Source organism: Variovorax sp. Soil_C_17 (genome assembly GCF_057657265.1).
This window is the reverse complement of the sequence record NZ_JBDGIT010000003.1, coordinates 546455-569694: the sequence shown is the minus strand read 5'-3', so window position 1 is coordinate 569694 and position 23240 is coordinate 546455. Positions and strand designations below refer to the sequence as shown.

Annotated in this window: 20 protein-coding genes; 11 read left to right on the top strand and 9 right to left on the bottom strand. The window is 67.6% G+C overall.

The window, feature by feature from the left end; genetic code table 11:
- The first annotated feature begins 61 nt into the window (after positions 1-61).
- From carA to AC3A6Y_RS17805, 5 genes are all read left to right on the top strand, one after another.
- Positions 62-1261: a glutamine-hydrolyzing carbamoyl-phosphate synthase small subunit gene (carA, locus tag AC3A6Y_RS17825; RefSeq protein WP_487869554.1), complete on the top strand. Its 1200-nt coding sequence runs from the start codon at positions 62-64 to the stop codon at positions 1259-1261.
- Positions 1254-4481, top strand: a complete 3228-nt coding sequence (gene carB / locus AC3A6Y_RS17820) for a carbamoyl-phosphate synthase large subunit (protein WP_487869553.1) — start codon at positions 1254-1256, stop codon at positions 4479-4481. The genes carA and carB overlap by 8 nt, the downstream gene beginning before the upstream one ends.
- 13 nt (positions 4482-4494) lie before the next feature.
- Positions 4495-5364, top strand: coding sequence for a Kdo hydroxylase KdoO (gene kdoO, locus AC3A6Y_RS17815; RefSeq protein ID WP_487869552.1), 870 nt, complete (start codon positions 4495-4497; stop codon positions 5362-5364).
- A gap of 67 nt (positions 5365-5431) precedes the next feature.
- A complete protein-coding gene (greA, locus tag AC3A6Y_RS17810) occupies positions 5432-5914 on the top strand; it encodes a transcription elongation factor GreA (RefSeq protein ID WP_487869551.1) in 483 nt (160 codons plus the stop codon).
- Positions 5915-5922: 8 nt separating this feature from the next.
- A complete protein-coding gene (locus AC3A6Y_RS17805) occupies positions 5923-6336 on the top strand; it encodes a DUF4149 domain-containing protein (RefSeq protein ID WP_487869550.1) in 414 nt (137 codons plus the stop codon).
- Here the strand turns inward: AC3A6Y_RS17805 and AC3A6Y_RS17800 are convergent, their stop codons facing one another.
- Together AC3A6Y_RS17800 and AC3A6Y_RS17795 are read right to left on the bottom strand one after the other, a co-directional pair.
- Positions 6337-7104: a glycosyltransferase gene (locus AC3A6Y_RS17800; RefSeq protein ID WP_487869549.1), complete on the bottom strand. Its 768-nt coding sequence runs from the start codon at positions 7102-7104 to the stop codon at positions 6337-6339.
- Positions 7105-7107: 3 nt separating this feature from the next.
- On the bottom strand, positions 7108-7587 hold the full coding sequence (locus AC3A6Y_RS17795) for a YhbY family RNA-binding protein (protein WP_487869548.1): 480 nt from the start codon (positions 7585-7587) through the stop codon (positions 7108-7110).
- Positions 7588-7607: 20 nt separating this feature from the next.
- Between AC3A6Y_RS17795 and AC3A6Y_RS17790 the strand changes: the two genes are divergently transcribed.
- The 5 genes from AC3A6Y_RS17790 to AC3A6Y_RS17770 all read left to right on the top strand — a co-directional run bounded on the left by AC3A6Y_RS17790 (position 7608) and on the right by AC3A6Y_RS17770 (position 13097).
- Positions 7608-8276 carry an RlmE family RNA methyltransferase gene (locus tag AC3A6Y_RS17790; RefSeq protein WP_487869547.1) on the top strand — a complete coding sequence of 223 codons (669 nt, stop codon included), beginning with the start codon at positions 7608-7610 and terminating at the stop codon, positions 8274-8276.
- 166 nt (positions 8277-8442) lie between these two features.
- Positions 8443-10359 (top strand): ATP-dependent zinc metalloprotease FtsH, encoded by a 1917-nt coding sequence (ftsH, locus tag AC3A6Y_RS17785; protein ID WP_487869546.1) that lies wholly within the window; start codon positions 8443-8445, stop codon positions 10357-10359.
- Between the two features lie 61 nt (positions 10360-10420).
- Complete coding sequence (folP, locus tag AC3A6Y_RS17780; RefSeq protein WP_487869545.1) at positions 10421-11281, top strand: dihydropteroate synthase; 861 nt, start codon at positions 10421-10423, stop codon at positions 11279-11281.
- On the top strand, positions 11278-12621 hold the full coding sequence (gene glmM / locus AC3A6Y_RS17775; RefSeq protein ID WP_487869544.1) for a phosphoglucosamine mutase: 1344 nt from the start codon (positions 11278-11280) through the stop codon (positions 12619-12621). Before folP ends, glmM begins: the two co-directional genes overlap by 4 nt.
- A complete protein-coding gene (locus AC3A6Y_RS17770; protein WP_487869543.1) occupies positions 12618-13097 on the top strand; it encodes a GNAT family N-acetyltransferase in 480 nt (159 codons plus the stop codon). Before glmM ends, AC3A6Y_RS17770 begins: the two co-directional genes overlap by 4 nt.
- Before the next feature lie 103 nt (positions 13098-13200).
- On the opposite strand, the gene AC3A6Y_RS17765 is transcribed toward AC3A6Y_RS17770, so the two are convergent.
- From AC3A6Y_RS17765 to AC3A6Y_RS17745, 5 genes are read right to left on the bottom strand one after another with little or no spacing between them, the layout of a single operon-like run.
- Positions 13201-14472, bottom strand: a complete 1272-nt coding sequence (locus tag AC3A6Y_RS17765) for an acyl-CoA dehydrogenase family protein (RefSeq protein ID WP_487869542.1) — start codon at positions 14470-14472, stop codon at positions 13201-13203.
- Positions 14473-14503: 31 nt separating this feature from the next.
- Positions 14504-15592 carry a phosphotransferase gene (locus AC3A6Y_RS17760; protein WP_487869541.1) on the bottom strand — a complete coding sequence of 363 codons (1089 nt, stop codon included), beginning with the start codon at positions 15590-15592 and terminating at the stop codon, positions 14504-14506.
- A 17-nt stretch (positions 15593-15609) separates the two neighbouring features.
- Positions 15610-16332 (bottom strand): Crp/Fnr family transcriptional regulator, encoded by a 723-nt coding sequence (locus tag AC3A6Y_RS17755; protein WP_487869540.1) that lies wholly within the window; start codon positions 16330-16332, stop codon positions 15610-15612.
- 53 nt (positions 16333-16385) lie between these two features.
- Positions 16386-17165, bottom strand: coding sequence for an oxepin-CoA hydrolase, alternative type (locus tag AC3A6Y_RS17750; protein WP_487869539.1), 780 nt, complete (start codon positions 17163-17165; stop codon positions 16386-16388).
- Positions 17166-17177: 12 nt separating this feature from the next.
- Positions 17178-18698, bottom strand: coding sequence for a 3-hydroxyacyl-CoA dehydrogenase (locus tag AC3A6Y_RS17745; protein WP_487869538.1), 1521 nt, complete (start codon positions 18696-18698; stop codon positions 17178-17180).
- A 151-nt stretch (positions 18699-18849) separates the two neighbouring features.
- Between AC3A6Y_RS17745 and AC3A6Y_RS17740 the strand changes: the two genes are divergently transcribed.
- Positions 18850-20994 carry a hypothetical protein gene (locus AC3A6Y_RS17740; protein ID WP_487869537.1) on the top strand — a complete coding sequence of 715 codons (2145 nt, stop codon included), beginning with the start codon at positions 18850-18852 and terminating at the stop codon, positions 20992-20994.
- Here AC3A6Y_RS17740 and AC3A6Y_RS17735 read toward each other — a convergent pair.
- Positions 20984-22156: an MFS transporter gene (locus tag AC3A6Y_RS17735; RefSeq protein ID WP_487869536.1), complete on the bottom strand. Its 1173-nt coding sequence runs from the start codon at positions 22154-22156 to the stop codon at positions 20984-20986. The genes AC3A6Y_RS17740 and AC3A6Y_RS17735 overlap by 11 nt on opposite strands.
- Entirely contained in the window at positions 22153-23160 is a 1008-nt protein-coding gene (locus tag AC3A6Y_RS17730) for a D-2-hydroxyacid dehydrogenase family protein (protein WP_106559527.1), read from the bottom strand. Before AC3A6Y_RS17730 ends, AC3A6Y_RS17735 begins: the two co-directional genes overlap by 4 nt.
- Positions 23161-23240 lie beyond the last annotated feature (80 nt).

Genomic DNA, 23240 nt, shown 5'->3' with positions numbered 1-23240 from the left:
AAGTCGCGACCAAGAGCCACATCTTGGGTCCGCCGTGGGCGTCATCCATTCGGAGATCCCAGTGCTTTTGTCTCTCAAGGGAAATTTCCCGCCCGCCATCCTGGCGCTTGCAGACGGCACGGTCTTTCTCGGCAACTCGATCGGCGCCCAAGGCGCCACCACCGGCGAAGTGGTGTTCAACACCGCCATGACCGGTTACCAGGAAATCCTGACCGACCCCAGCTATTGCCAGCAGATCGTGACGCTCACGTATCCGCACATCGGCAACTACGGCGTCAACGAGGAAGACATCGAGGCCGACAAGATCCATGCCGCCGGCCTGATCGTCAAGGACCTGCCGCTCCTGGCATCCAACTTCCGCAAGACCGCCACGCTCACCGAGTACCTGGTGCGCGGCAAGACGGTCGCCATCGCGAACATCGATACCCGCAAGCTCACACGCCACCTGCGCACGCATGGCGCGCAGAACGGGTGCATCCTGGGCCTGGCGCCGGGCGAGAGCGTCACGCAGGCGCTGATCGACAAGGCCGTCGCGGCCGCCAAGGCCGCGCCCAGCATGTCCGGCCTCGACCTCGCGAAGGTGGTGTCGGTCAAGGAGACCTACGAGTGGACGCAGACCGAGTGGAAGCTCGTGCACGTCGACGGCAAGCCGGGCTACGGCGTGCAGATCACGCCCAAGTTCCACGTCGTGGCCTACGACTACGGCGTCAAGAAAAACATCCTGCGCATGATTGCGCAGCGCGGCGCGCGCATCACCGTCGTGCCGGCCCAGACGCCCGCGGCCGACGTGCTGAAGCTGCGCCCCGACGGCATCTTCCTGGCCAACGGCCCCGGCGACCCCGAGCCCTGCGACTACGCGATCGCGGCCACGCGCGAGCTGATCGAGACCGGCATTCCGGTCTTCGGCATCTGCCTGGGCCACCAGATCATGGCGCTGGCCTCCGGCGCGAAGACATTCAAGATGAAGTTCGGCCACCACGGCGCCAACCATCCCGTGAAGGACCTGGACAACAAGCGCGTGAGCATCACCAGCCAGAACCACGGCTTCGCGGTCGACGAGAAGACGCTGCCCGCCAATCTGCGGCCCACCCACGTCAGCCTGTTCGACGGCACGCTGCAGGGCCTGGCGCGCACCGACAAACCCGCCTTCTGCTTCCAGGGCCACCCGGAAGCCTCGCCGGGCCCGCACGACATCGGCTACCTGTTCGATCGCTTCACCGCGCTCATGCAAAGTCACAAAGAAGGGCAGAAGAATGCCTAAGCGCAACGACCTCAAGAGCATCCTCATCATCGGCGCCGGCCCGATCATCATCGGTCAGGCCTGCGAGTTCGACTATTCGGGGGTGCAGGCCTGCAAGGCGCTGCGCGAGGAGGGCTACAAGGTCATCCTGATCAACAGCAATCCCGCGACGATCATGACCGACCCGGCCACGGCCGACGTGACCTACATCGAGCCCATCACCTGGCCCACGGTCGAGAAGATCATCGCCAAGGAGCGGCCCGACGCCATCCTGCCGACCATGGGCGGCCAGACCGCGCTGAACTGCGCGCTGGACCTGTGGCGCAACGGCGTGCTCGACAAGTACAAGGTCGAGCTGATCGGCGCCACGCCCGAGGCCATCGACAAGGCCGAGGACCGCCTGAAGTTCAAGGACGCGATGACCAAGATCGGCCTGGGCTCGGCGCGCTCGGGCATCGCCCATTCGCTGGACGAAGCCTGGGCGGTCCAGAAGACCGTGGGCTTTCCGGTGGTGATCCGCCCGAGCTTCACGCTCGGCGGCACCGGCGGGGGCGTCGCCTACAACCCGGAAGAGTTCGAGACCATCTGCAAGCGCGGCCTGGAAGCCTCGCCGACCAACGAGCTGCTGATCGAGGAATCGCTGCTCGGCTGGAAGGAATACGAGATGGAAGTGGTGCGCGACAAGGCGGACAACTGCATCATCGTCTGCTCGATCGAAAACCTCGACCCGATGGGCGTGCACACCGGCGACTCGATCACCGTGGCCCCGGCTCAAACGCTCTCGGACAAGGAATACCAGATCCTGCGCAACGCCTCGCTGGCCGTGCTGCGCGAGATCGGCGTCGACACCGGCGGCTCGAACGTGCAGTTCTCGATCAACCCGAAGGACGGGCGCATGGTCGTGATCGAGATGAACCCGCGCGTCTCTCGCTCCTCGGCGCTGGCCTCCAAGGCCACGGGCTTCCCGATCGCCAAGGTGGCGGCCAAGCTGGCCGTCGGCTACACGCTCGACGAGCTGCGCAACGAGATCACCGGCGGCGCCACGCCGGCGAGCTTCGAGCCCAGCATCGACTATGTGGTCACCAAGATTCCACGCTTCGCCTTCGAGAAATTCCCGCAGGCCGACTCGCGCCTGACCACCCAGATGAAGTCGGTGGGCGAGGTGATGGCCATGGGCCGCACCTTCCAGGAATCGTTCCAGAAGGCTCTGCGCGGCCTCGAGGTCGGCGTGGACGGCCTCAACGAGAAGACGCAGGACCGCGAAGTGCTCGAGAAGGAGCTGGGCGAGCCCGGCCCCGACCGCATCTGGTACGTGGGCGATGCCTTCGCCATGGGCCTGACGGTCGACGAAGTGCATGCGCTGACCAAGATCGACCCCTGGTTCCTGGTGCAGATCGAGGAGATCGTGAAGATCGAGCTCGAGCTGGAAACCAAGTCGCTCGACGACATCGACCGCGACACGCTGCTCGCGCTCAAGAAGAAGGGCTTCTCCGACCGCCGCCTGGCGCGCCAGCTGAAGACCACCGACACCGCGGTCCGCGAGAAGCGCCGCGAGCTCGGCGTGCGCCCGGTCTACAAGCGGGTCGACACCTGCGCGGCCGAGTTCGCGACCAACACCGCCTACATGTACTCGACCTACGAGGACGAGTGCGAGGCCGACCCGAGCAGCAAGAAGAAGATCATGGTGCTCGGCGGCGGCCCGAACCGCATCGGCCAGGGCATCGAGTTCGATTACTGCTGCGTGCATGCGGCGCTCGCGATGCGCGAGGATGGCTACGAGACCATCATGGTCAACTGCAACCCCGAGACGGTCTCGACCGACTACGACACCAGCGATCGCCTCTACTTCGAGCCGCTCACGCTGGAGGATGTGCTCGAGATCGTCGACAAGGAAAAACCCACCGGCGTGATCGTGCAGTACGGCGGCCAGACCCCGCTGAAGCTTGCACTCGACCTCGAGGCCAATGGCGTGCCGATCATCGGCACCAGCCCCGACATGATCGATGCGGCCGAGGACCGCGAGCGCTTCCAGAAGCTGCTCAACGAGCTGAAGCTGCGCCAGCCGCCGAACGCCACGGCGCGCACCGAGGCCGAGGCGCTGGAGAAGGCCGCGCAGCTGGGCTATCCCCTGGTGGTGCGCCCGAGCTACGTGCTCGGCGGGCGCGCGATGGAGATCGTGCACGAGCAGCGCGACCTCGAGCGCTACATGCGCGAGGCGGTCAAGGTCAGCAACGATTCGCCGGTGCTGCTGGACCGGTTCCTGAACGACGCCGTCGAATGCGACGTCGACTGCCTGCGCGATGCCGACGGCGCCACTTTGATCGGCGGCGTGATGGAGCACATCGAACAGGCCGGCGTGCATTCGGGCGACTCCGCCTGCTCTTTGCCGCCCTACAGCCTCAAGGCCGAGACGATTGCCGAGCTGAAGCGCCAGAGCGCGGCGATGGCCAAGGCGCTCAACGTGGTCGGCCTGATGAACGTGCAGTTCGCGATCCAGGAAAAGGACGGCCAGGACGTGATCTACGTGCTGGAAGTGAATCCGCGCGCCTCGCGCACCGTGCCCTACGTGAGCAAGGCCACCGGCATCCAGCTCGCCAAGGTGGCGGCACGCTGCATGGCGGGCCAGTCGCTGGCGGCGCAGGGCGTGACGAAGGAAGTCACGCCGCCTTACTTCAGCGTCAAGGAAGCGGTGTTCCCCTTTGTCAAGTTCCCGGGCGTGGACACCATCCTCGGCCCCGAGATGAAGTCCACCGGGGAGGTGATGGGCGTGGGCAAGACCTTCGGCGAGGCCTTCGTGAAGTCGCAGCTGGGCGCCGGCACGCACCTGCCCAAGTCGGGCCGCGTCTTCGTCTCGGTCAAGAACAACGACAAGCCACGGGCCGTCGAGGTCGCGCGCGGACTGGCCGCGCTGGGCTTCGAGCTGATCGCGACCAAGGGCACGGCCGCCGCCATCAACGCGGCGGGCATTGCCTGCGCCGTGGTCAACAAGGTGACCGAAGGCCGCCCGCACATCGTGGACATGATCAAGAACAACGAGATCGCCCTGGTCATCAACACGGTGGAAGAGCGCCGCAACGCGATCACCGATTCGCGCCAGATCCGAACCTCGGCCCTGCTGGCGCGTGTGACCACCTTCACCACCATCTTCGGTGCCGAGGCGGCAGTGGAAGGCATGCGCCACATGAAGGACCTCGACGTGATCTCGGTGCAGGAGATGCACGCGCAGCTCGCGCTGGCCTGAAGAGCCCAAGGCAGTGGACACGCAGCTCGTCGAACTCGACCTGGCCGACTGGGCCGGCGCCACGCCCAACGAGGCGTGGATTGCCGCCCTCGAGGCCGGCAAGGTGCTGTACTTCCCGCGGCTGGGCTTCGAGCTGCTGCCGGGGGAGGGCGAGCTGCTGACGCCTTCGGTGCTGTCACCCGACGTGCGCAACATCAGCCTGGACGCCAACGGTCGCATCAAGGGCGTGGCCGGCGACGAGGCCAGGCAACAGGCCGTGAGCGCAATGGTGGGGCGTTTCCGCGCCCAGGCCACGCAGCTCATCCACGGCCTGCTGCCGCACTACACGCCGGCGCTGCGGCTGGCGCCGACCAGCTATCGGCCTGCGCAGGTGGAGACGCGCGTGCAGTCCTGGCGGGCCGACGACCGCCGGCTGCACATCGATGCCTTCCCTTCACGGCCCAATTACGGCGAACGCATCCTGCGCGTCTTCACCAACGTCAACCCGGCGGGCGCGCCGCGCGTCTGGCGGGTGGGCGAGCCCTTCGAGACGGTGGCGAGGCGCTTCCTGCCACGCGCCAAGCCGTATTCGCGCTGGCAGGCACGGCTGCTGCAGACCCTGCACGTGACCAAGTCTTTCCGCAGCGAATACGACCACCTGATGCTGCAGTTGCACGACGGCATGAAATCGGACCTGGACTACCAGAAGAGCGCCCAGCAGCAAACCGTGCCCTTCCCGGCCGGGTCGGTGTGGGTGTGCTTTTCGGACCAGACCTCGCATGCGGTCATGTCCGGCCAGTACATGCTGGAGCAGACGCTGCACCTGCCCGCCGCTAGGCAATACAATCCCGATTCGAGCCCGCTCGCCATCCTGAGCCGGCTGACCGGACGCACGCTCGTCTGAGCATTTTTTCTTCCATGAACCGCCGAACGGCAGCGTTCGGCGGTTTCGCTTTCTGGAGACGCAAAACATGGCCAACACCACGATTCCGATCACCAAGCGCGGCGCCGAGAAGCTGCGCGACGAACTGCAGCGCCTGAAGTCCGTCGACCGGCCCGCAATCATCACCGCGATCGCCGAGGCGCGCGCCCAAGGCGACCTCAGCGAGAACGCCGACTACGACGCCGCCAAGGAGCGCCAGGGCTGGATCGAAGGCCGCATCAAGCAGATCGAAGGCATGCTGTCGAACGCGCAGGTGATCGATCCGTCCGAGCTCGACGCGGAGGGCAAGGTCGTGTTCGGCTCGACGGTGGAGCTCGAGGACGAGCACACCGGCGAGGCGCTCAAGTACCAGATCGTGGGCGAGGACGAGGCCGACCTGAAGCTGGGCCTGATCAACGTCTCCAGCCCGATCGCGCGCGCGCTGATCGGCAAGGAGGAGGGCGACACCGCCGAGGTGCAGGCGCCGGGTGGCGTGAAGCGCTACGAGATCGTGGGCGTCAGCTACCTCTGAACGTCCGGGTGAAGGACCGCCTCGCGCTGCTGGTGGCCGCCCTCTGGTGGGGCAGCCTGACGACCATCGGGTTCCTGGTCGTGCCGATGCTCTTCGCCCACCTCGGCAACCCCGCCATGGCCGGCAACTTCGCCGGCCGCCTGTTCTCGGCCCAGAGCTGGGTGGCCCTGGCCTGCGGGCTGGTGCTGCTGACCTATTTCAGGTCGAAGGTCCTGGACCGCGTGGACGCGCCGACCCGCATGTCGATCGCATGGGTCCTGGCCGCCCTGCTGCTGGCGCTGCTGCAGGAATACGCCGTCGCGCCGCGCATCCTGGCGCGCGACAACCTCCGGCTCTGGCACTCGCTCGGCAGTGCCATGTACATCGGCCAATGGCTCAGCGCCGGCGTGCTGCTGTGGCGCCTGGGACGGCGCGGGCCCTGATCAGGCGTTCCAGAACTGCGTGATCCAGCGCGCCGGCCGGATGAAGCGAAAGCGCCGGTTGCGCCGGCCGGCCAGCGCGTCGGGCGGGTTGCATTCCCCGTGAAAGACCATGATGCGCGCCCCCTCCGGCACGAAGGGCTCGCGCCAGTAGTTGGTGGGCCAGGCCGGGATGCCGTGGTACTTGAAACTCGGGCACCACTCGGCCGGCCAGTAGGCCAGCGTGCCCTTGCGGTGCATGAAGGCCGACAGGTAGGTCTGCTCGTTGCGGTACTTGGCCTGCACCGCGTCCATGTTCTGGCGGAAATGCGCCAGCACGTCCGGATGGGCGCCGATCTCGAAACGGTAGACCGAGGAGTTGCCGGTGATGCGACGGCGCCGCCAGGGGCGGGCGTAGTCATGGATGATGAGGAACTCGCCCGGATACTCGAAGAAGGCATCGAGGCTGCCGACAATGACCACGTCGAGGTCGATGAACAGCGCCCGGCCGCGCAGGCCGTAGAGGTTCTCCTCGAAGGTGGTCAGCTTTTTCCAGGCCCGGTCCACCTGGCCCGGCGCCAGCTCCAGGGCCAGCGGGGGAATGGGGAAGCACTGCACCTCGCTGCGGATGCCCTTCGTGTCGTCGGTCAGGCAGACGAAGTTGAAGTCGCCCGACAAGTGCCGGCGCACCATCGCATAAAGGCGGTTGACGTACTCGGGGCCGTACTTCGTGCCCCATTTCATGCACAGGATGTGGCGCTGCGGGAGCGCAGGCTGTTCTTGGCTCGGCATCCTTCAGTCCGCCTGATGGCGCTTCTTGACCGACAGGCTCTTCTTTGCCTTGGCACGCTTGATGTTGCCGCCGGGGGTGAGCCGCTGGTTGCCGAGCACGCGCAGCGTCTTGATCTCCGGCCGCTGGCCGCCGCGCTTGCTGTACTTGATGACCTTGACGTCGCGCGGGCCGGGCATGCGGTCCTCGTCGGTCGCGCGCTCCTTCTCGGGAATGGGGCGCCAGAGCACCAGCAGCTTGCCGATGTGCTGGATCGGCGCGGCGCCCAGCTCCTCGGCCAGCGACTGGAGCATGGCCTCGCGCGCCGTGCGGTCGTCGGAAAAGACGCGGATCTTGATCAGGCCGTGGGCCTTGAGGGCGGCGTCGGCCTCCTTCTTGACGGCCGGTGTCAGCCCGTCGCCGCCGACCATGACGATCGGGTCCAGATGGTGCGCTTCTGCGCGATGTACCTTGCGCTGGGCAGGGGTCAGTTGAATGGCGGGCATCCCCGTATTATCGAGTGTCGATGAACCCCAAACCCAAGAGCAGCAAGGTCAATCGTGCATGGCTGCACGACCACGTGAACGACCCCTACGTCAAACTGGCCACCCGCGAGGGCTATCGGGCGCGCGCCGCCTACAAGCTCAAGGAGATCGACGAGGCGCTGGGCCTGATCCGTCCCGGCCAGCTGGTGGTCGACCTGGGCTCGACGCCCGGTGCCTGGAGCCAGTACGTGCGCCGCAAGCTGTCGCCGGGCGGCGCCGCGGCCGGGCAGTTGGAGGGCCGCATCATCGCGCTCGACATCCTGCCGATGGAGCCGATCGAAGGCGTGACCTTCCTGCAGGGCGATTTCCGCGAGGACGAGGTGCTGGCGCGACTGGAGGAAGCCATGGCAGGCCGGCTGGCCGACGTGGTGGTGTCGGACATGGCGCCCAACCTGTCGGGCATCGCCTCGGCCGACGCGGCACGCATCAGCCACCTGATCGAGCTTGCGATCGACTTCGCCCGCCACCACATGAAGCCGGAAGGCGCGCTGGTCGCCAAGCTGTTCCATGGCGGCGGCTATGCGGAACTGACTCAGCTGTTCAAGACGAATTTTCGAGTCGTGAAACCGATCAAGCCGAAGGCTTCGCGCGACAAGTCGGCGGAGACCTTCATGGTCGGCATCGGCCTCAAGGCGGTCGATACGAATTGATACCGCGCGCCGGCCGGCATTTAGGCCCAAAACCGTGCGCGTCCTATGGCTGCTATAGGGAAATTCCGGCATTTCGCAGGTTGAAAAGCCTAAAATGGGCGCCAATTGCGTGCCCTAGCGCGGTTTTTGTTTTTTGTCCCCCACGCGCTTTCGACTGGAGCTTCGTTTGAACAATCAGTGGTTTTCCAAGGTCGCCGTCTGGCTGGTCATCGCGATGGTGTTGTTCACTGTGTTCAAGCAGTTCGACACCCGCGGCGTCGCCGGCGCCGGCAGTGTGGGTTACTCCGACTTCCTCGAGGAAGTCCGGAACAACCGCATCAAGAGCGCCACCATCCAGGAAGGGCAGGGCGGCAGCGAGATCGTCGCGATCACCAACGACGATCGCAAGATCCGCACGACCGCCACCTACCTCGACCGTGGCCTCGTCGGCGATCTGATCGCCAACAACGTCAAGTTCGACGTCAAGCCCCGCGAAGAAGGCTCGCTCCTCATGACGCTGCTCGTGAGCTGGGGCCCGATGCTCCTGCTGATCGGTGTCTGGGTCTACTTCATGCGGCAGATGCAGGGGGGCGGCAAAGGCGGCGCCTTCAGCTTCGGCAAGAGCAAGGCCCGCATGCTCGACGAGAACAACAACCAGGTCACCTTCGCCGACGTCGCCGGCTGCGACGAGGCCAAGGAGGAAGTCAAGGAGGTCGTCGACTTCCTGAAGGACCCGGCCAAGTTCCAGAAGCTCGGCGGCCGCATTCCGCGCGGCCTGCTCCTGGTGGGCCCCCCGGGCACCGGCAAGACCTTGCTCGCCAAGGGCATCGCCGGCGAAGCCAAGGTCCCCTTCTTCTCGATCTCCGGCTCCGACTTCGTCGAGATGTTCGTCGGCGTGGGCGCGGCCCGCGTACGCGACATGTTCGAGAACGCCAAGAAGAACGCTCCCTGCATCATCTTCATCGACGAAATCGATGCGGTCGGCCGCCAGCGCGGTGCCGGGCTGGGCGGCGGCAACGACGAGCGCGAGCAGACCTTGAACCAGATGCTGGTCGAGATGGACGGCTTCGAGACCAACCTCGGCGTGATCGTGGTCGCGGCCACCAACCGCCCCGACATCCTGGACGCCGCGCTGCTGCGCCCGGGCCGCTTCGACCGCCAGGTCTATGTGACGCTGCCCGACATCCGCGGCCGCGAGCAGATCCTCAACGTGCACATGCGCAAGGTCCCGCTGGGCCAGGACGTGAACCCGAGCATCATCGCGCGCGGAACGCCGGGCATGTCGGGCGCCGACCTGGCCAACCTGTGCAACGAGGCCGCGCTGATGGCCGCGCGCCGCAACGCGCGCGTCGTCGAGATGCAGGACTTCGAGAAGGCCAAGGACAAGATCTTCATGGGCCCCGAGCGCAAGAGCATGGTCATGCCCGAGGAAGAGCGCCGCAACACGGCCTACCACGAGTCCGGCCATGCGCTGATCGGCAAGCTGCTGCCCAAGTGCGACCCGGTTCACAAGGTCACCATCATCCCGCGCGGCCGCGCGCTGGGCGTGACCATGAGCCTGCCGGCGCAGGACCGCTACAGCTACGACCGGGAGTACATGCTGAACCAGATCAGCATGCTGTTCGGCGGCCGCATCGCCGAAGAGGTGTTCATGCACCAGATGACCACCGGCGCCAGCAACGACTTCGAGCGCGCCACCCAGATCGCGCGCGACATGGTGATGCGCTATGGCATGACCGAGTCGCTGGGCCCGATGGTCTATGCCGAGAACGAGGGCGAGGTCTTCCTGGGCCGCTCGGTCACCAAGACCACGAACATGAGCGAGTCGACCATGCAGAAGGTCGATGCCGAGGTTCGCCGCATCATCGACGAGCAGTACGCCCTGGCGCGCCGCCTGATCGAGGAGAACAGCGACAAGATGCACGCGATGGCCAAGGCCCTGCTCGAATGGGAAACCATCGACACGGAGCAGATCGACGACATCATGGCCGGCCGCGAGCCGCGTCCGCCCAAGGACTGGACGCCGCGCACGCCGTCTTCGGGCAGCGGCGGCAGCGGCGGCACGCCGGCGGTGAATCCCGATCCGGCGCCCACCGCGGCCTGAGCGAGGTGCTCGGGCGATCGACGGGGCCTTTGGCCCCGTTTTCCATTTCCGGAAGGCTCGCATGACGAGAACCTGGCGCACCACGCGCTTCGAGATCGATCTCGCACAGCCGCGTGTGATGGGCATCGTCAACGTCACGCCCGATTCCTTCTCCGACGGCGGCGCGCATGCCTCGACCGAGGCCGCGCTGCACCATTGCGCCGAGCTGGTGGAAGAGGGGGCCGACATCCTCGACATCGGCGGCGAGTCCACGCGGCCCGGCAGCCCGGCCGTGCCGCTGGACCAGGAGCTCGCGCGCGTGCTGCCGGTGGTGCGAGAGGCGGTCAAGCTGCAGGTGCCGGTCTCGGTCGACACCTACAAGCCCGAGGTCATGCGTGCGGTGCTCGAGCTCGGCGCCGACATCGTCAACGACATCTGGGCGTTGCGCCGGCCGGGCGCGCGCGAGGCGGTGGCGGCACACCCGGCTTGCGGCATTTGCCTGATGCACATGCATCGCGATCCTCAGACCATGCAGGCGTCGCCGATGGAAGGCGATGTCGTCCCGGCCGTGCGCGCATTCCTCGAAGAACAGGCGCAGGCGCTGCTGGCGCTGAAGGTCGCGCCGGAGCGCATTGCCCTCGACCCGGGCATCGGCTTCGGCAAGACCGTGGCGCAGAATTTCGCCTTGCTGGCGCGGCAGCAGGAATTGCTCGCCGGCGGCTGGCCGTTGCTGGTCGGCTGGTCGCGCAAGTCCTCGCTCGGCGCGGTCAGCGGCATCGAAGCGGCGGCCGGGCGCCTGGTGCCCAGCATTGCGGCCGCGGTGCTGGCAGTCGAGCGCGGCGCGGCGATCGTGCGCGTGCATGATGTGCGCGAAACCGTCGCGGCGCTGGCCGTCTGGCGGGCGATGCGCTCGGAACAACGGGGACAGGAGAAGCAAGCATGACAAGACAGTATTTCGGCACCGACGGCATTCGCGGCACGGTCGGCCAGGCACCGATCACGCCCGACTTCGTGCTGCGCCTCGCCCATGCGGTCGGGCGCGTGCTCAAGAAGACCGAGGCACGCCCCTCCGTGCTGATCGGCAAGGACACTCGCATCTCGGGCTACATGCTCGAATCCGCGCTCGAATCGGGCTTCAATTCCGCCGGTGTCGACGTGGTGCTGCTGGGGCCGCTCCCGACCCCCGGCGTGGCCTACCTCACGCGCGCCCAGCGCGCCAGCCTCGGCGTGGTGATCAGTGCCAGCCACAACGCCTACCCGGACAACGGCATCAAGTTCTTCAGCGCCCATGGCACCAAGCTCAGCGACGAATGGGAGCTGGCGGTCGAGGCGGCGCTCGAGGAGGCGCCGGTGTGGGCCGATTCGGCGCAGCTCGGCAAGGCGCGCCGCCTCAACGACGCGCCCGGCCGCTACATCGAGTTCTGCAAGAGCACCTTTGCCAACGACCTCACGCTGCGCGGCCTGAAGCTGGTGGTCGACGGCGCGCACGGCGCGGCCTACCAGGTGGCGCCGAACGTCTTCCATGAGCTCGGTGCGGACGTGATCAGCATCGGCTGCGCGCCCGACGGACTCAACATCAACAAGGACGTGGGCGCCACGCACCCCCAGGCGCTCATCGACGCGGTGCGGGCCCACGGCGCGCACTACGGCATCGCGCTCGATGGCGACGCCGACCGGCTGCAGCTGGTCGATGCGAGCGGCCGCCTGTTCAACGGCGACGAGCTGCTGTACCTGATGGCGATGGAGCGCGTCGCGCGCGGCGAGAAGCTGGCCGGCGTGGTCGGTACGCTCATGACCAACAAGGCGGTCGAGATGGCGCTGCGTGCCCAAGGCATCGAGCTGGTGCGCGCGCGCGTGGGCGACCGCTATGTGCTCGAAGAGCTCGAGAAGCGCCATTGGCTGCTCGGGGGCGAAGGCTCCGGCCATCTGCTGGCGCTCGACCGCCACACCACCGGCGACGGCATCGTGAGCGCGCTGCAGGTGCTGCAGGCCTGTCAGCGCAGCGGCAAGAAGGTGGGCGAACTGCTGGCCGATCTCACGCTGTTCCCGCAGACGCTCATCAATGTGCGCGTGAGCGGCGATCAGGACTGGAAGGCCAACCAGGCGCTCGCCGCCGAGATCAGGCGCAGCGAAGCGGAGCTGGGTGACGCGGGCCGCGTGCTGATCCGCCCCAGCGGCACCGAGCCGCTGCTGCGTGTCATGGTGGAAGCGCGCGACGCAGCGCAGGCCGAGGCCTGCGCGCGCCGCCTGGTGGCGGCGGTGGAAGCGGGTGCGGCCGCATGATCGAAGTCCTGCTCGCCGACTACCGCAATCCGGTGCACGCGCGTGCAGTGGTCGATCTGCTGGACAGCTACGCGCGCGATCCGGCCGGCGGCGGCACGGCGCTCGCCCCGGAGGTGCTGGCCGGGTTGCCCGAGGCGTTGGCCGGGCGGCCCCAGGCCTTCAGCGTGCTGGCCTACGATGGCGCGCAGGCCGTCGGCCTGGTCAACTGCATCGAAGGCTTCTCGACCTTCGCCTGCAAGCCGCTGGTGAACGTGCATGACGTGGTCGTGCTGCCAAGCCATCGCGGGCAGCGCATCACGCAGCACATGTTCGCGTGCGTGGAGCAGGAGGCCCGCGCACGGGGCGCGTGCAAGCTCACGCTGGAGGTCTTGTCGGCCAACCACAGCGCGCTGCGTGCCTATGTGCGCGAAGGCTTCGCCAACTTCCAGCTCGACCCGGCCTTCGGCCAGGCGATGTTCCTGCAGAAGAAGCTGTAGGCAGACAAACGGCCATCAAGTAGCCGTTCACGCTTGAGCTTGGCGAAGGGGGAGCGCCGCGCGAGGCTTCGACAAGCTCAGCCCGAACGGCTCTTGGTCCGTATCAGAAGCGGGTCACGGGCATTTCGTCATCGCCCTTGTCGGCGGCGTACTTGCCCAGCTCCCACTTGGCGATCGCATTGCGGTGCACCTCGTCCGGGCCGTCGGCGAAACGCAGCGTGCGCGCGCCCGCGTAGGCATAGGCCAGCGGGAAGTCGTCGCTCATGCCGCCGCCGCCGTGCACCTGCATGGCCCAGTCGATCACCTGGCAGGCCATGTTGGGCGCCACCACCTTGATCATCGCGATCTCGGTCTTGGCCACCTTGTTGCCCGCCACGTCCATCAGCCAGGCCGCCTTGAGGGTGAGCAGGCGCGCCATGTCGATCTTGCAGCGCGCCTCGGCGATGCGCTCCTGGGTCACCGTCTGCGAAGCCACGGACTTGCCGAAGGCCACGCGCGAGGAGGCGCGTTTGCACATCAGCTCGAGCGCGCGCTCGGCCAGGCCGATCAGGCGCATGCAGTGGTGGATGCGTCCCGGGCCCAGGCGGCCCTGGGCGATCTCGAAGCCGCGGCCTTCGCCCAGGAGGATGTTGTCCACCGGCACGCGAACGTTCTCGAAATACATCTCGACGTGGCCGTGCGGCGCGTCGTCGTAGCCCATCACGTTGAGCGGACGCACGATGCGGATGCCCTTGGCATCGGCAGGCACCACCACCATGCTCTGCTGCGAGTGGCGCGGCGCATCCGGATCGGTCTTGCCCATCGTGATGTAGACCTTGCAGCGCGGATCGGCGGCGCCGGAGATCCACCACTTGTGGCCGTTGATCACGTACTCGTCGCCCTGGCGCTCGATGCGGGTGGCGATGTTGGTGGCGTCGCTCGAGGCCACCTCGGGCTCGGTCATGGCGAAGGCCGAGCGGATCTCGCCTTCCAGCAGGGGCTTCAGCCAGCGCGCCTTGATCTCGTCGGAGCCGTAGCGTGCAATCGTCTCCATGTTGCCGGTGTCCGGCGCCGAGCAGTTGAAGGCCTCGCTGGCCCAGGGCACGCGGCCCATGATCTCGGCCAGGGGCGCGTATTCCTGGTTGGTGAGGCCCGCGCCCTCGTAGCCGGAGACCTGGGCGCTGTCGACCGGCAGGAACAGGTTCCACAGGCCTTGCGCCTTGGCCTTCTGCTTGAGCTTCTCGACCGTCTGGAGCGCGGTCCAGCGCTTGCCTGCCGCGGTGTTGGCGGCCAGCTCGGCCGTGTACTCGGCCTCGGCGGGGTAGATGTGGTCTTCCATGAAGGCGGCGACGCGCTTCTGGAGGTCTTTGGTCTTGGCCGAGTATTCGAAATCCATGGAGTCTCCTGTGAGGTAAGGGGCGTGCGCTTCAGGCGCGCTGCGCGAACTGCCAGGCCATCTCGGCCATCGGCCGCGCACCGCGGCCCGAGGCGACGGCCTGCTCGCTCGAGGCGGTGCCGGCCTCGACCCGCTTGGCGATGCCTTGCAGGATCGCCGCCATGCGGAACAGGTTGTAGGCCTGGTAGAAGTTCCAGTCGGGCGCCAGCGCCTCGGGCGTGGTGAGGCCGGTGCGCTCGCAGTACTTGCGGATGTACTCGCTCTCGGTCGGGATGCCCAGGCTCTTCAGGTCCAGGCCGCCGATGCCGCGGAAGGCGCCCGGCGCGATGTGCCAGGACATGCAGTGATAGCTGAAGTCGGCCAGCGGATGGCCCAGCGTGGAGAGCTCCCAGTCGAGCACGGCGATGGCGCGCGGCTCGGTGGCGTGGAACATCAGGTTGTCCAGGCGGTAGTCGCCATGCACGATGGACGTCATCTTCTCGTCGCGCGCGCTTTGGGGCATGTGGGCCGGCAGCCATTCCATCAGCCGGTCCATCTCGGGAATGGGCTGGGTGATCGAAGCCACGTACTGCTTGCTCCAGCGCCCGATCTGGCGCTCGAAGTAATTGCCGGGCTTGCCGTAGTCGGCCAGGCCGCGCTCTGCGAACTTCACGGTGTGCAGCGCGGCGATGACGCGGTTCATTTCGTCGTAGATCGCAGCGCGCTCCGCGTTCCCCATGGCGGGCAGGGACTGATCCCACAGCACCCGGCCTTGCATGAACTCCATGACGTAGAAGGCCCGGCCGATGATGCTCTCGTCCTCGCACAGGCAATGCATGCGCGGCACCGGCACATCGGTGCCGGCCAGCCCGCTCATGACCTTGAACTCGCGCTCGACCGCGTGCGCCGAGGGCAGCAGCTTGGCGACCGGACCCGGCTTGGCGCGCATCACGTAGCTCTGCGCCGGCGTGACCAGCTTGTACGTCGGATTGGACTGCCCGCCCTTGAACATCTCGACCGTGAGCGGACCCTTGAAGCCGTCCAGGTTCTTCTCGAGCCAGGCGGTCAGCGCGTCGACGTCGAAGAGGTGCTGCTTGGAAACGGCGCGGGTGCCGACGAAGTTGTCGAAGTCCTGGGTCATGTCTCTGGGGTCTGCGGTTATTGGTCGTCGGCTTCCGAGATGCGCATCAGCGCGGCGCGATCCAGCACCACCAGCCCGCCGGGCTCGATGCGGATCACCTCCTCGCGCTCCATCGCCTTGAGTTCCTGGTTCACGCGCTGGCGCGATGCCCCCAGCAGCTGCGCCAGTTCTTCCTGGGCCAGGTGCAGGCCGATGCGCATCTGGCTGCCGTCCGCGAGGTTGGGCACTCCGTAGCTGCGCACCAGGTGGATCAGCTGCTTGGCGAGCCGGGCCCGCAGCGGCAGGGTATTGAGGTCCTCGACCAGGCCGAACAGTTGCCGGATGCGCCGCGCCTGCAGCCGCATCAGCGCCTCGTAGAGCTCGACGTGGCTGGCGAGGATCTTCTGGAAATCGGCGCGCGCCACGCAGACGATCGTCGTTTCGCCATGCGCATAGGCATCGTGCGTGCGCCGGTCCCCGTCGAACATCGCGACATCGCCGAACCAGATGCCCGGCTCCACGTAGGTCAGCGTCACCTGCTTGCCCGACACCGCGGTCGAACTCACGCGCACCGCGCCCTTGGCGCAGGCGATCCACTGCTCGGGCGGATCGCCGCGCGCGCAGATCAGGTCGCCGTCCTTGTAGCGCTTGACGAAGGTGCATCGAAGAATGTCGTGACGCAGGGATGGGGAAAGAGAAGAGAACCAGCGACCACCATTGATCGCCTCTCGTTCTTCGATGGTAAGAATGGGCTCGTCCATGAACTGTCCTGTGTGTGACTGAATGGCCCGGGCTTGTCGCCCGAGCGACGCGGCTATTCGTAGCGCGGCGTCTGCTTGGCGAGAAAGGCGGCGATGCCGATGCCGGCGTTGGGGTGGTGCAGGTTGCGCACGAAATGATCGCGCTCCTGCGACAGCTGCGAGGCGAGCGTGGCGCCGGGTGCCTCGCTGAGCAGTTCCTTGATGCTGGCCAGCGAGTTGGGCGCACGCGCATTGAGGCGGTTGGCGAGCGCGAGCGCCGCCGACAGGGCCTGGCCGCTCTCGCTCAACTCGTTGACCATGCCGAGTGCGTGCAGGCGAGCCGCGTCGATGCGCCCGCCCAGCATCAGCCATTCGCTGGCGATCTGGCGCGGCAGGGACCGTCCAAGGTGCCAGCTCAGCCCGCCGTCCGGCGAGAGCGCGACCGTGCTGTAGGAGGCGGCGAACACCGCGTCGCGCGCCGCGACGATGAAGTCGCAGGCCGCTGCGAGCGAGAAGCCGGCACCGGCCGCGGCGCCTTCGACGGCGGCGATCACCGGCTTGGGAAAAGTGCGGATCGAGTCGATCCAGTTGTGCAGCGCCTCGATGCTCTCGGCCTGCACCGCGGGCTCGCGCTCGCGGTTGGCCGACAGGCGCTGCAGCGAGCCGCCGGCGCAGAACCATGCGCCTTCGCCCACGAGCACCACGCTGCGCACTTCGTCGCTGTTCTCGGCGCCGTTGAGCGCCTCGATGCCTGCGGCGTACATCTCGGGGCCCAGCGCGTTGCGCTGCGAAGGGTTCGAGAGCGTGAGCACCATGGTGCCGTCCTCGGTCGTGCTCTTCAATTCTGCTGTCATTCGAATGCCCTCCTACGCTTCGGGATGGGTGAGGCTCAGGCCCAGCGCGCCGCGGCGGCGCAGCCAGGGACTCGGGCGGTAGCGCGGGTCGCCATACACCGTCTGCAGATTGAACAGCACTTCCAGCACATTGGTGGGGCCGTAGAGGTCGCCCATCGCGAGCGGGCCCTGCGGATAACCCAGGCCCAGCTTCACGGCCAGGTCGAGGTCGGCGGGCGAGCAGACCTGCTGCTGGCACATGTCCGCCGCGATGTTCACGATGGTGCCGATCACGCGCTGCGTGACGAAGCCGCCGCTGTCGCGGATCACGCTCACTGCCTTGCCGTCGCGCGCGAACAGGGCATGGGCGGCATCGCGCACGTCGTTGCGCGTTGCGGGATTGGTGGCGAGCACGCGGCGTTTGGTGGCGGCGTCGTCCACCATCAGGTCGATGCCGACCGTGCGCGTAGCATCGAGCCGCTCGACTGCGGCGACGGTGGTGACATCGAAGCCCAGCGGCGCAACCAGGATCAGCGCGGCGGAGGAGGGCGTCGCTCCGCTTTCGAGCTGCGCGCCCAGCGTGTGCACCAGCTTCAGCAGCTCCGGCCGGCGTGCCGCGCGCGGCGAGACCCAGACCGCCGGGTTGCCCTCGAACGCCGGTGTGGGTGGCTCGGGCGCCTGCTGGGCGACCCCGTCGACGTAGCGGTAGAAGCCTTCGCCGGTCTTGCGCCCGAGCGCGCCGGCCGCGAGACGCTGCGCCGTGATCACGCTGGGCCGATAGCGCGGCTCCTCGTAGTACTGGCGGTAGATCGACTCCATCACCGGATGGGAGACATCGAGCGCCGTCAGGTCCAGCAGCTCGAAGGGCCCGAGGCGGAAGCCCGCCTGGTCCTTGAGGATGCGGTCGATGGTGGCGAAGTCCGCGACCCCCTCGCCGGCGATGCGCAGCGCCTCGGTACCGTAGCCCCGTCCCGCATGGTTGACGATGAAGCCGGGGGTGTCCTTGGCCTGCACGGCGGCGTGGCCCATCTGCGTGGCGTAGGCAGCGAGTCGGCGGCACACCTCGGCATCGGTCTTGAAGCCGGCCACGACCTCGACCACCTTCATCAGGGGCACCGGGTTGAAGAAGTGGAAGCCTGCCATGCGCTGAGGCTGCGCCATGGCGGCGGCGATCGCCGTGACCGAGAGCGAGGAGGTGTTGGTCGCCAGCGTGGCCGAGGGCGCGACCACCGCTTCGAGCTCTTGAAACAGCTTGCGCTTGATCGCCAGGTCCTCGACCACGGCCTCGATCACGAGGTCGCAGCCGGCGAGCGCCTGCGTCGAGTCGACCGCATGGATGCGTGCCGACAAGGCGTGGTGCTGTGCTTCGTCGATCTTGCCTTTCTCTCGCAGCTTCTGCCACTGGGCCACGATGGCGTCACGACCGCGATGGGCGGCACCTTCGAAGCTGTCGAGCAGCAGCACCTGGCTGCCGGCCTGGGCGGCAATCTGGGCAATGCCGCGGCCCATCGCGCCAGCCCCGATGATCCCTACATTGGAAAACTGCACAGTCATTTGATAATTGTCTCTCGGTGAAAATGGCGTCGCTTATGAGCGTGCCAGAATGTGTCTACTTTCGATTGCTTCTTTAGCTCTACCCATTTTGCAACCACCACGTTTGGCTGCGGCCCTGTTTCTACTCGGGTTAGCACTTGAATCGTCTGCCTTGACGATCGGGCGGCCACAGGGCGCTGTCTGGATCGGCAAGCCCCTGGACCTGGTGGTTCCGCTTTCGCTGGACGAGGCCGAAACCGCAGGCGCACTGTGCCTGGAAGCCGAGGTGGTGCAGGGCGACCTGCGCATCCCGGATCGGAGCTTGTCGATATCGCTCGAGCCTGGATCCAGCCCCGCCAACTCGCGCATGCGCATCCGCTCCAGCACCACCATCGATGAGCCGGTGGTCAACGTCAACGTGCGTGCCGGTTGCGAAATGCGCTCCACGCGCAGCTATGTGCTGCTCGCCGATGTTCCGACGGCCGCCTCCTTGCCGAGCGTCGCCATGCCGCGCCCTGCCGCCGAGCCTCAGCGCGCGTCCTCGCGCGCGACGGGTGCGGGCTCCGCTGCCGGCTTCGAGGGCGGGGCATCCGCACGGCGCGATGGTGCTGCCGCGTCCGGTGCAGGCACGCAAGTTGCCGAGGCGCCGCCGCCGCGCCGAAGCGCACCGGCACAACGGCCCCCGGCGGTGCGGCCGCCGGCTGCAGCTCCGCGTGCTGCTGCGCCGCGCGCGCCTGCTGCTGCCGCTCCGGCACCAGCACCAGCACCGGCACCGGCACCGGCACCGGCACCGGCACCGGCACCGGCACCGGCACGTGCGGCCGCCGTGCCCAGCGGATCGCGCCTGCAACTCGAGGCCATGGAGCCGGCCTCGGTCGCGCAGCCCGGCCTCAAGGCCACGCGCGAGCTGACGCTCCCCGCTGCCGAGGACCCGGCCCGCCGCAGCGCTGCCGCTGCAGAATGGCGAGCCCTCAACACCGAGCCCGAGGCGGCGCAGCGCGAAGCGCAGCGCATGCAGTCGCTGGAGGCCACGTTGACTGCGCTGCGTGAGCAAACGGCGCAGAACCAGCGCGCGCTGCTCGAACTGCGGACCGAACTCGTGCAGGCGCGTGAGGAGCGTTACCGCAACCCGCTGGTCTATGCCCTGCTCGGCCTGCTGCTGCTCGCGCTGATCGGCGTCCTGCTTCTTTGGCGACTTGCTGCGCGCCGGGCCGAGTCCGCCTGGTGGCGCGAGCCGGCGCCCAGGGGCGACGAGGGGCCGACCCGTCCGGGCACCTTGGGCAAGTTGCTCGACGACGAAGAGGTCGAGCCTCCCGCCCGGCGGCGCAGCGCGAACGCCACCAGCTTCGGTGCAGCCACCTTTGCGGGGTTGGAGCCCGAGGAGGACAGCGGCTTCGGCCAGTCCCATCCGCCCCATTCCGCGCGCACGTCCGATGGTCATCCCTTGCGGCCGGTCAACACCGAAGAGCTGTTCGATGTCCAGCAGCAGTCCGACTTCTTCCTCTCGCTGGGCCAGCACGACCAGGCGATCGCGGTACTGCGCGAGCACATCGCCACCAGTCCGGGCACCAGCGCCCTGGCTTACCTCGACTTGCTGCGCATCTACCACTCGCTCGAACGCAAGGAAGACTATGCGCGTCTGGCCGACGAATTCGAGCGTGCCTTCAATGCCTACGTGCCCAAGTTCGAGCAGTTCGATCAAACGGGCAAGGGCCTGGAGCACTACCGCAGCGCGCTCGCGCGCATCGAATCGCAATGGCCTGCGCCCGGCACCCTGGCACTGATCGAGGAACTGATCTTCCGCAAGCCCGGGGTGAATGAAGAAGACGAGGCTTTCGACCTCGCCGCCTACCAGGAACTGCTGCTGCTCTATTCGGTTGCCAAGGAGGTGATCGACCCGGACAGCGCGCCCCCTGCGCCGGTCACGCCGCATTCCTTCGTCGACACCTTCGGCCATGAGCCACTGGCCACCACGCCCGCACCCCTCGCAGCGGAGCGTCCGCCCGAGCCGCTCGAGGACGGGCCGATGCTGCCGGCCTCGATCTACGGCGCGATCGACGACTCGCTGGGGCACGAGACCGTGCTGGCTCCGGACGGCCCCGCGCCGGCGCCGGCGGTCCCGAGCCGCGAGTCGGCGCGTGTCCAACCCGGCGCCAGCCTGGACCTGGCCGATTTCGACCGGACGGCCTTCGAGACCATGCGCGCGCCCATCGACACGCCCAAGCCGGCGCCTTCGTCCGATCCGAATGTGATCGATTTCGAGCTCTTCGATCCGGACACCGAGGCCGAGATCGCGCCCAAGCCGGTCAAGCGCTGACGGCGGCGCTGCGGGCCTGGAACCGGTCGACGGCCAGGCTCAGCAGCAGCGCGCAGACCAGCATCGCGAAGCCGGCCCAGCTCATCCAGGCGATCGCGTCGTGGGCGAGCAGCCAGCCGCCGGCGGCGGCGCCCACGGCCTGCCCCACGTAGATCCCGGAGCTGTTGAGCGCGACCGAGCCCGGCGCGAGCGCCGGCGCCATCGACACCAGACGCGCCTGCTGCGCCGAGTTGGTGGCGAAGCAGCCCAGGCCCCACGGCACCAGGATCAGCGCCAGCCCGGCGAGCGTGACGCCGAGCGGCCACAGCAACAGGCTCAGCGCGATCAAGCAGGTGGTGACGAGCACCATGCGCGGCGCGCCCACGCGGTCGATGGTTCTGCTCACGAGCATGTTGCCCAGCAGGCCGCAGACGCCGAACCAGGCCCACACGAGGCCGAGAGAGGTGGCATCGGCGCCGACGGTGTTGCGCAACACGGGAGCGAAATAGCTGAGCAGCACGAACTGGCCCGAGCCCTGCAGCGCGGTGACGGCCACCACGCCCATCAGCAGCGGACTCCTGAGCACCTGCGCCCAAGCGGCGCGCGTCAGTGCCGGCGGGCGGATGCCGGTCGGCAACTGGCGCCAGATCCAGACCGCACTCAGCACCGACAACACGGCGATCGCGATGAAGGCCGTGCGCCAGCCGAAATGGCCCCCGACCCAGGTGCCCAGCGGCAGGCCGAGCACCGAGGCCATGGACCAGCCAAGAAAGACGAAGGTCACGGCACGGCCGCGCTGCTCCAGCGGGACCAGCAGGGAGGCGCAGGCCGCGGCCTGGGGCGTGAAGATGGCCGGCGAGATGACGGTCAGCATGCGAACCGCCAGCAGTCCGCCGAAGCTCGGCATCAAGGTCGCGGCCACGTGGCCGGATGCGTACCAGAGCATGGTGCAGGCCAACAGCACCCGCCGGTCCCAGCCCGCGACCACGGCGGCCAGCAGGGGTGCGCCGAAGCACACCACCGCCGCCGCGGCAGTGATCAACTGGCCGGCCGTGGCCGCGCTGACCTGCAGCGAAGTGCTGAGCTCGTTGAGCGTGCCGGGCACCACCATGATCCCGGTGCCGATCACGAAGTTGCCTGCCAGCAGCGCCCAGAGGGACGCCGGCAGGCCGGGGCGCTTCAACGTCGCACCTGCAGCGCGCCCGGATTGACGATGTTGGTGGGGTTGCCCTTGATGAAGCTCACGACGTTGTCGAAGGCTTGGCCGAAGTACATCTCGTAGCTGTCCTGTTCGACGTAGCCGATGTGCGGCGTGCAGATGCAGTTTTCCAGCCGCAGCAGGGCGTGGCCCTGCAGGGGCGGCTCGCTCTCGAAGACGTCGATGGCCGCCAGTCCGGGCCGGCCGCGGTTGAGCGCGGCGAGCAGCGCGTCCTGCTCCATCAGCTCGGCGCGCGAGGTGTTGACGAAGAGGGCGGTGGGCTTCATGCGCGAGAGGTCCTCGAGCGTGACCAGACCGCGGGTCTCCTCGGTGAGCCGCAGGTGGATGGACAGCACGTCGGCTGCGGCGAAGAAGGCTTCGCGGTTGGGCGCCACCTGGAAGCCGTCGGAGCGCGCGCGCGCACAGCTTTCTTCGCGGCCCCAGATCACGACCTGCATGCCGAAGGCCTGCCCGTAACGCGCCACCAGTTGGCCGATGCGGCCATAGCCCCAGATGCAGAGCGTCTTGCCCTTGAGCACGGAACCCAGCCCGAAGTTGGCCGGCATGGAAGCGGATTTGAGGCCCGACTGCTGCCAGGCGCCATGCTTGAGGTTGCTGATGTACTGCGGCAGCCGGCGCATTGCCGCCATGATCAGCGCCCAGGTGAGTTCGGCCGGCGCAAGCGGCGAACCCGAGCCCTCGGCGACCGCCACGCCGTGCTCCGTGCAGGCATTGACGTCGATGTGCTGGCCGGCGCGCCCGGTCTGCGAGATGAGCTTGAGCTTGGGAAGCTTTTCGATCAGCTGGCGCGAGATCTGGGTGCGTTCGCGGATCAGCACGATCACGTCGGCGTCCTTGAGCCGCACCGAGAGTTGCCCGATGCCCTTGACGGTGTTGGTGTAGACCTTGGCGGCATACGCGTCGAGCTTGGAGGCGCAGCGCAGCTTGCGCACTGCGTCCTGGTAGTCGTCGAGGATCACGATGTTCATGGCGTGCCATTGTGCCTCGCACCATCCGCGGGGCTGCGTGCCGTGCGCCAGAAGCGCAGGGCGCTTCTGGGATATGGCCG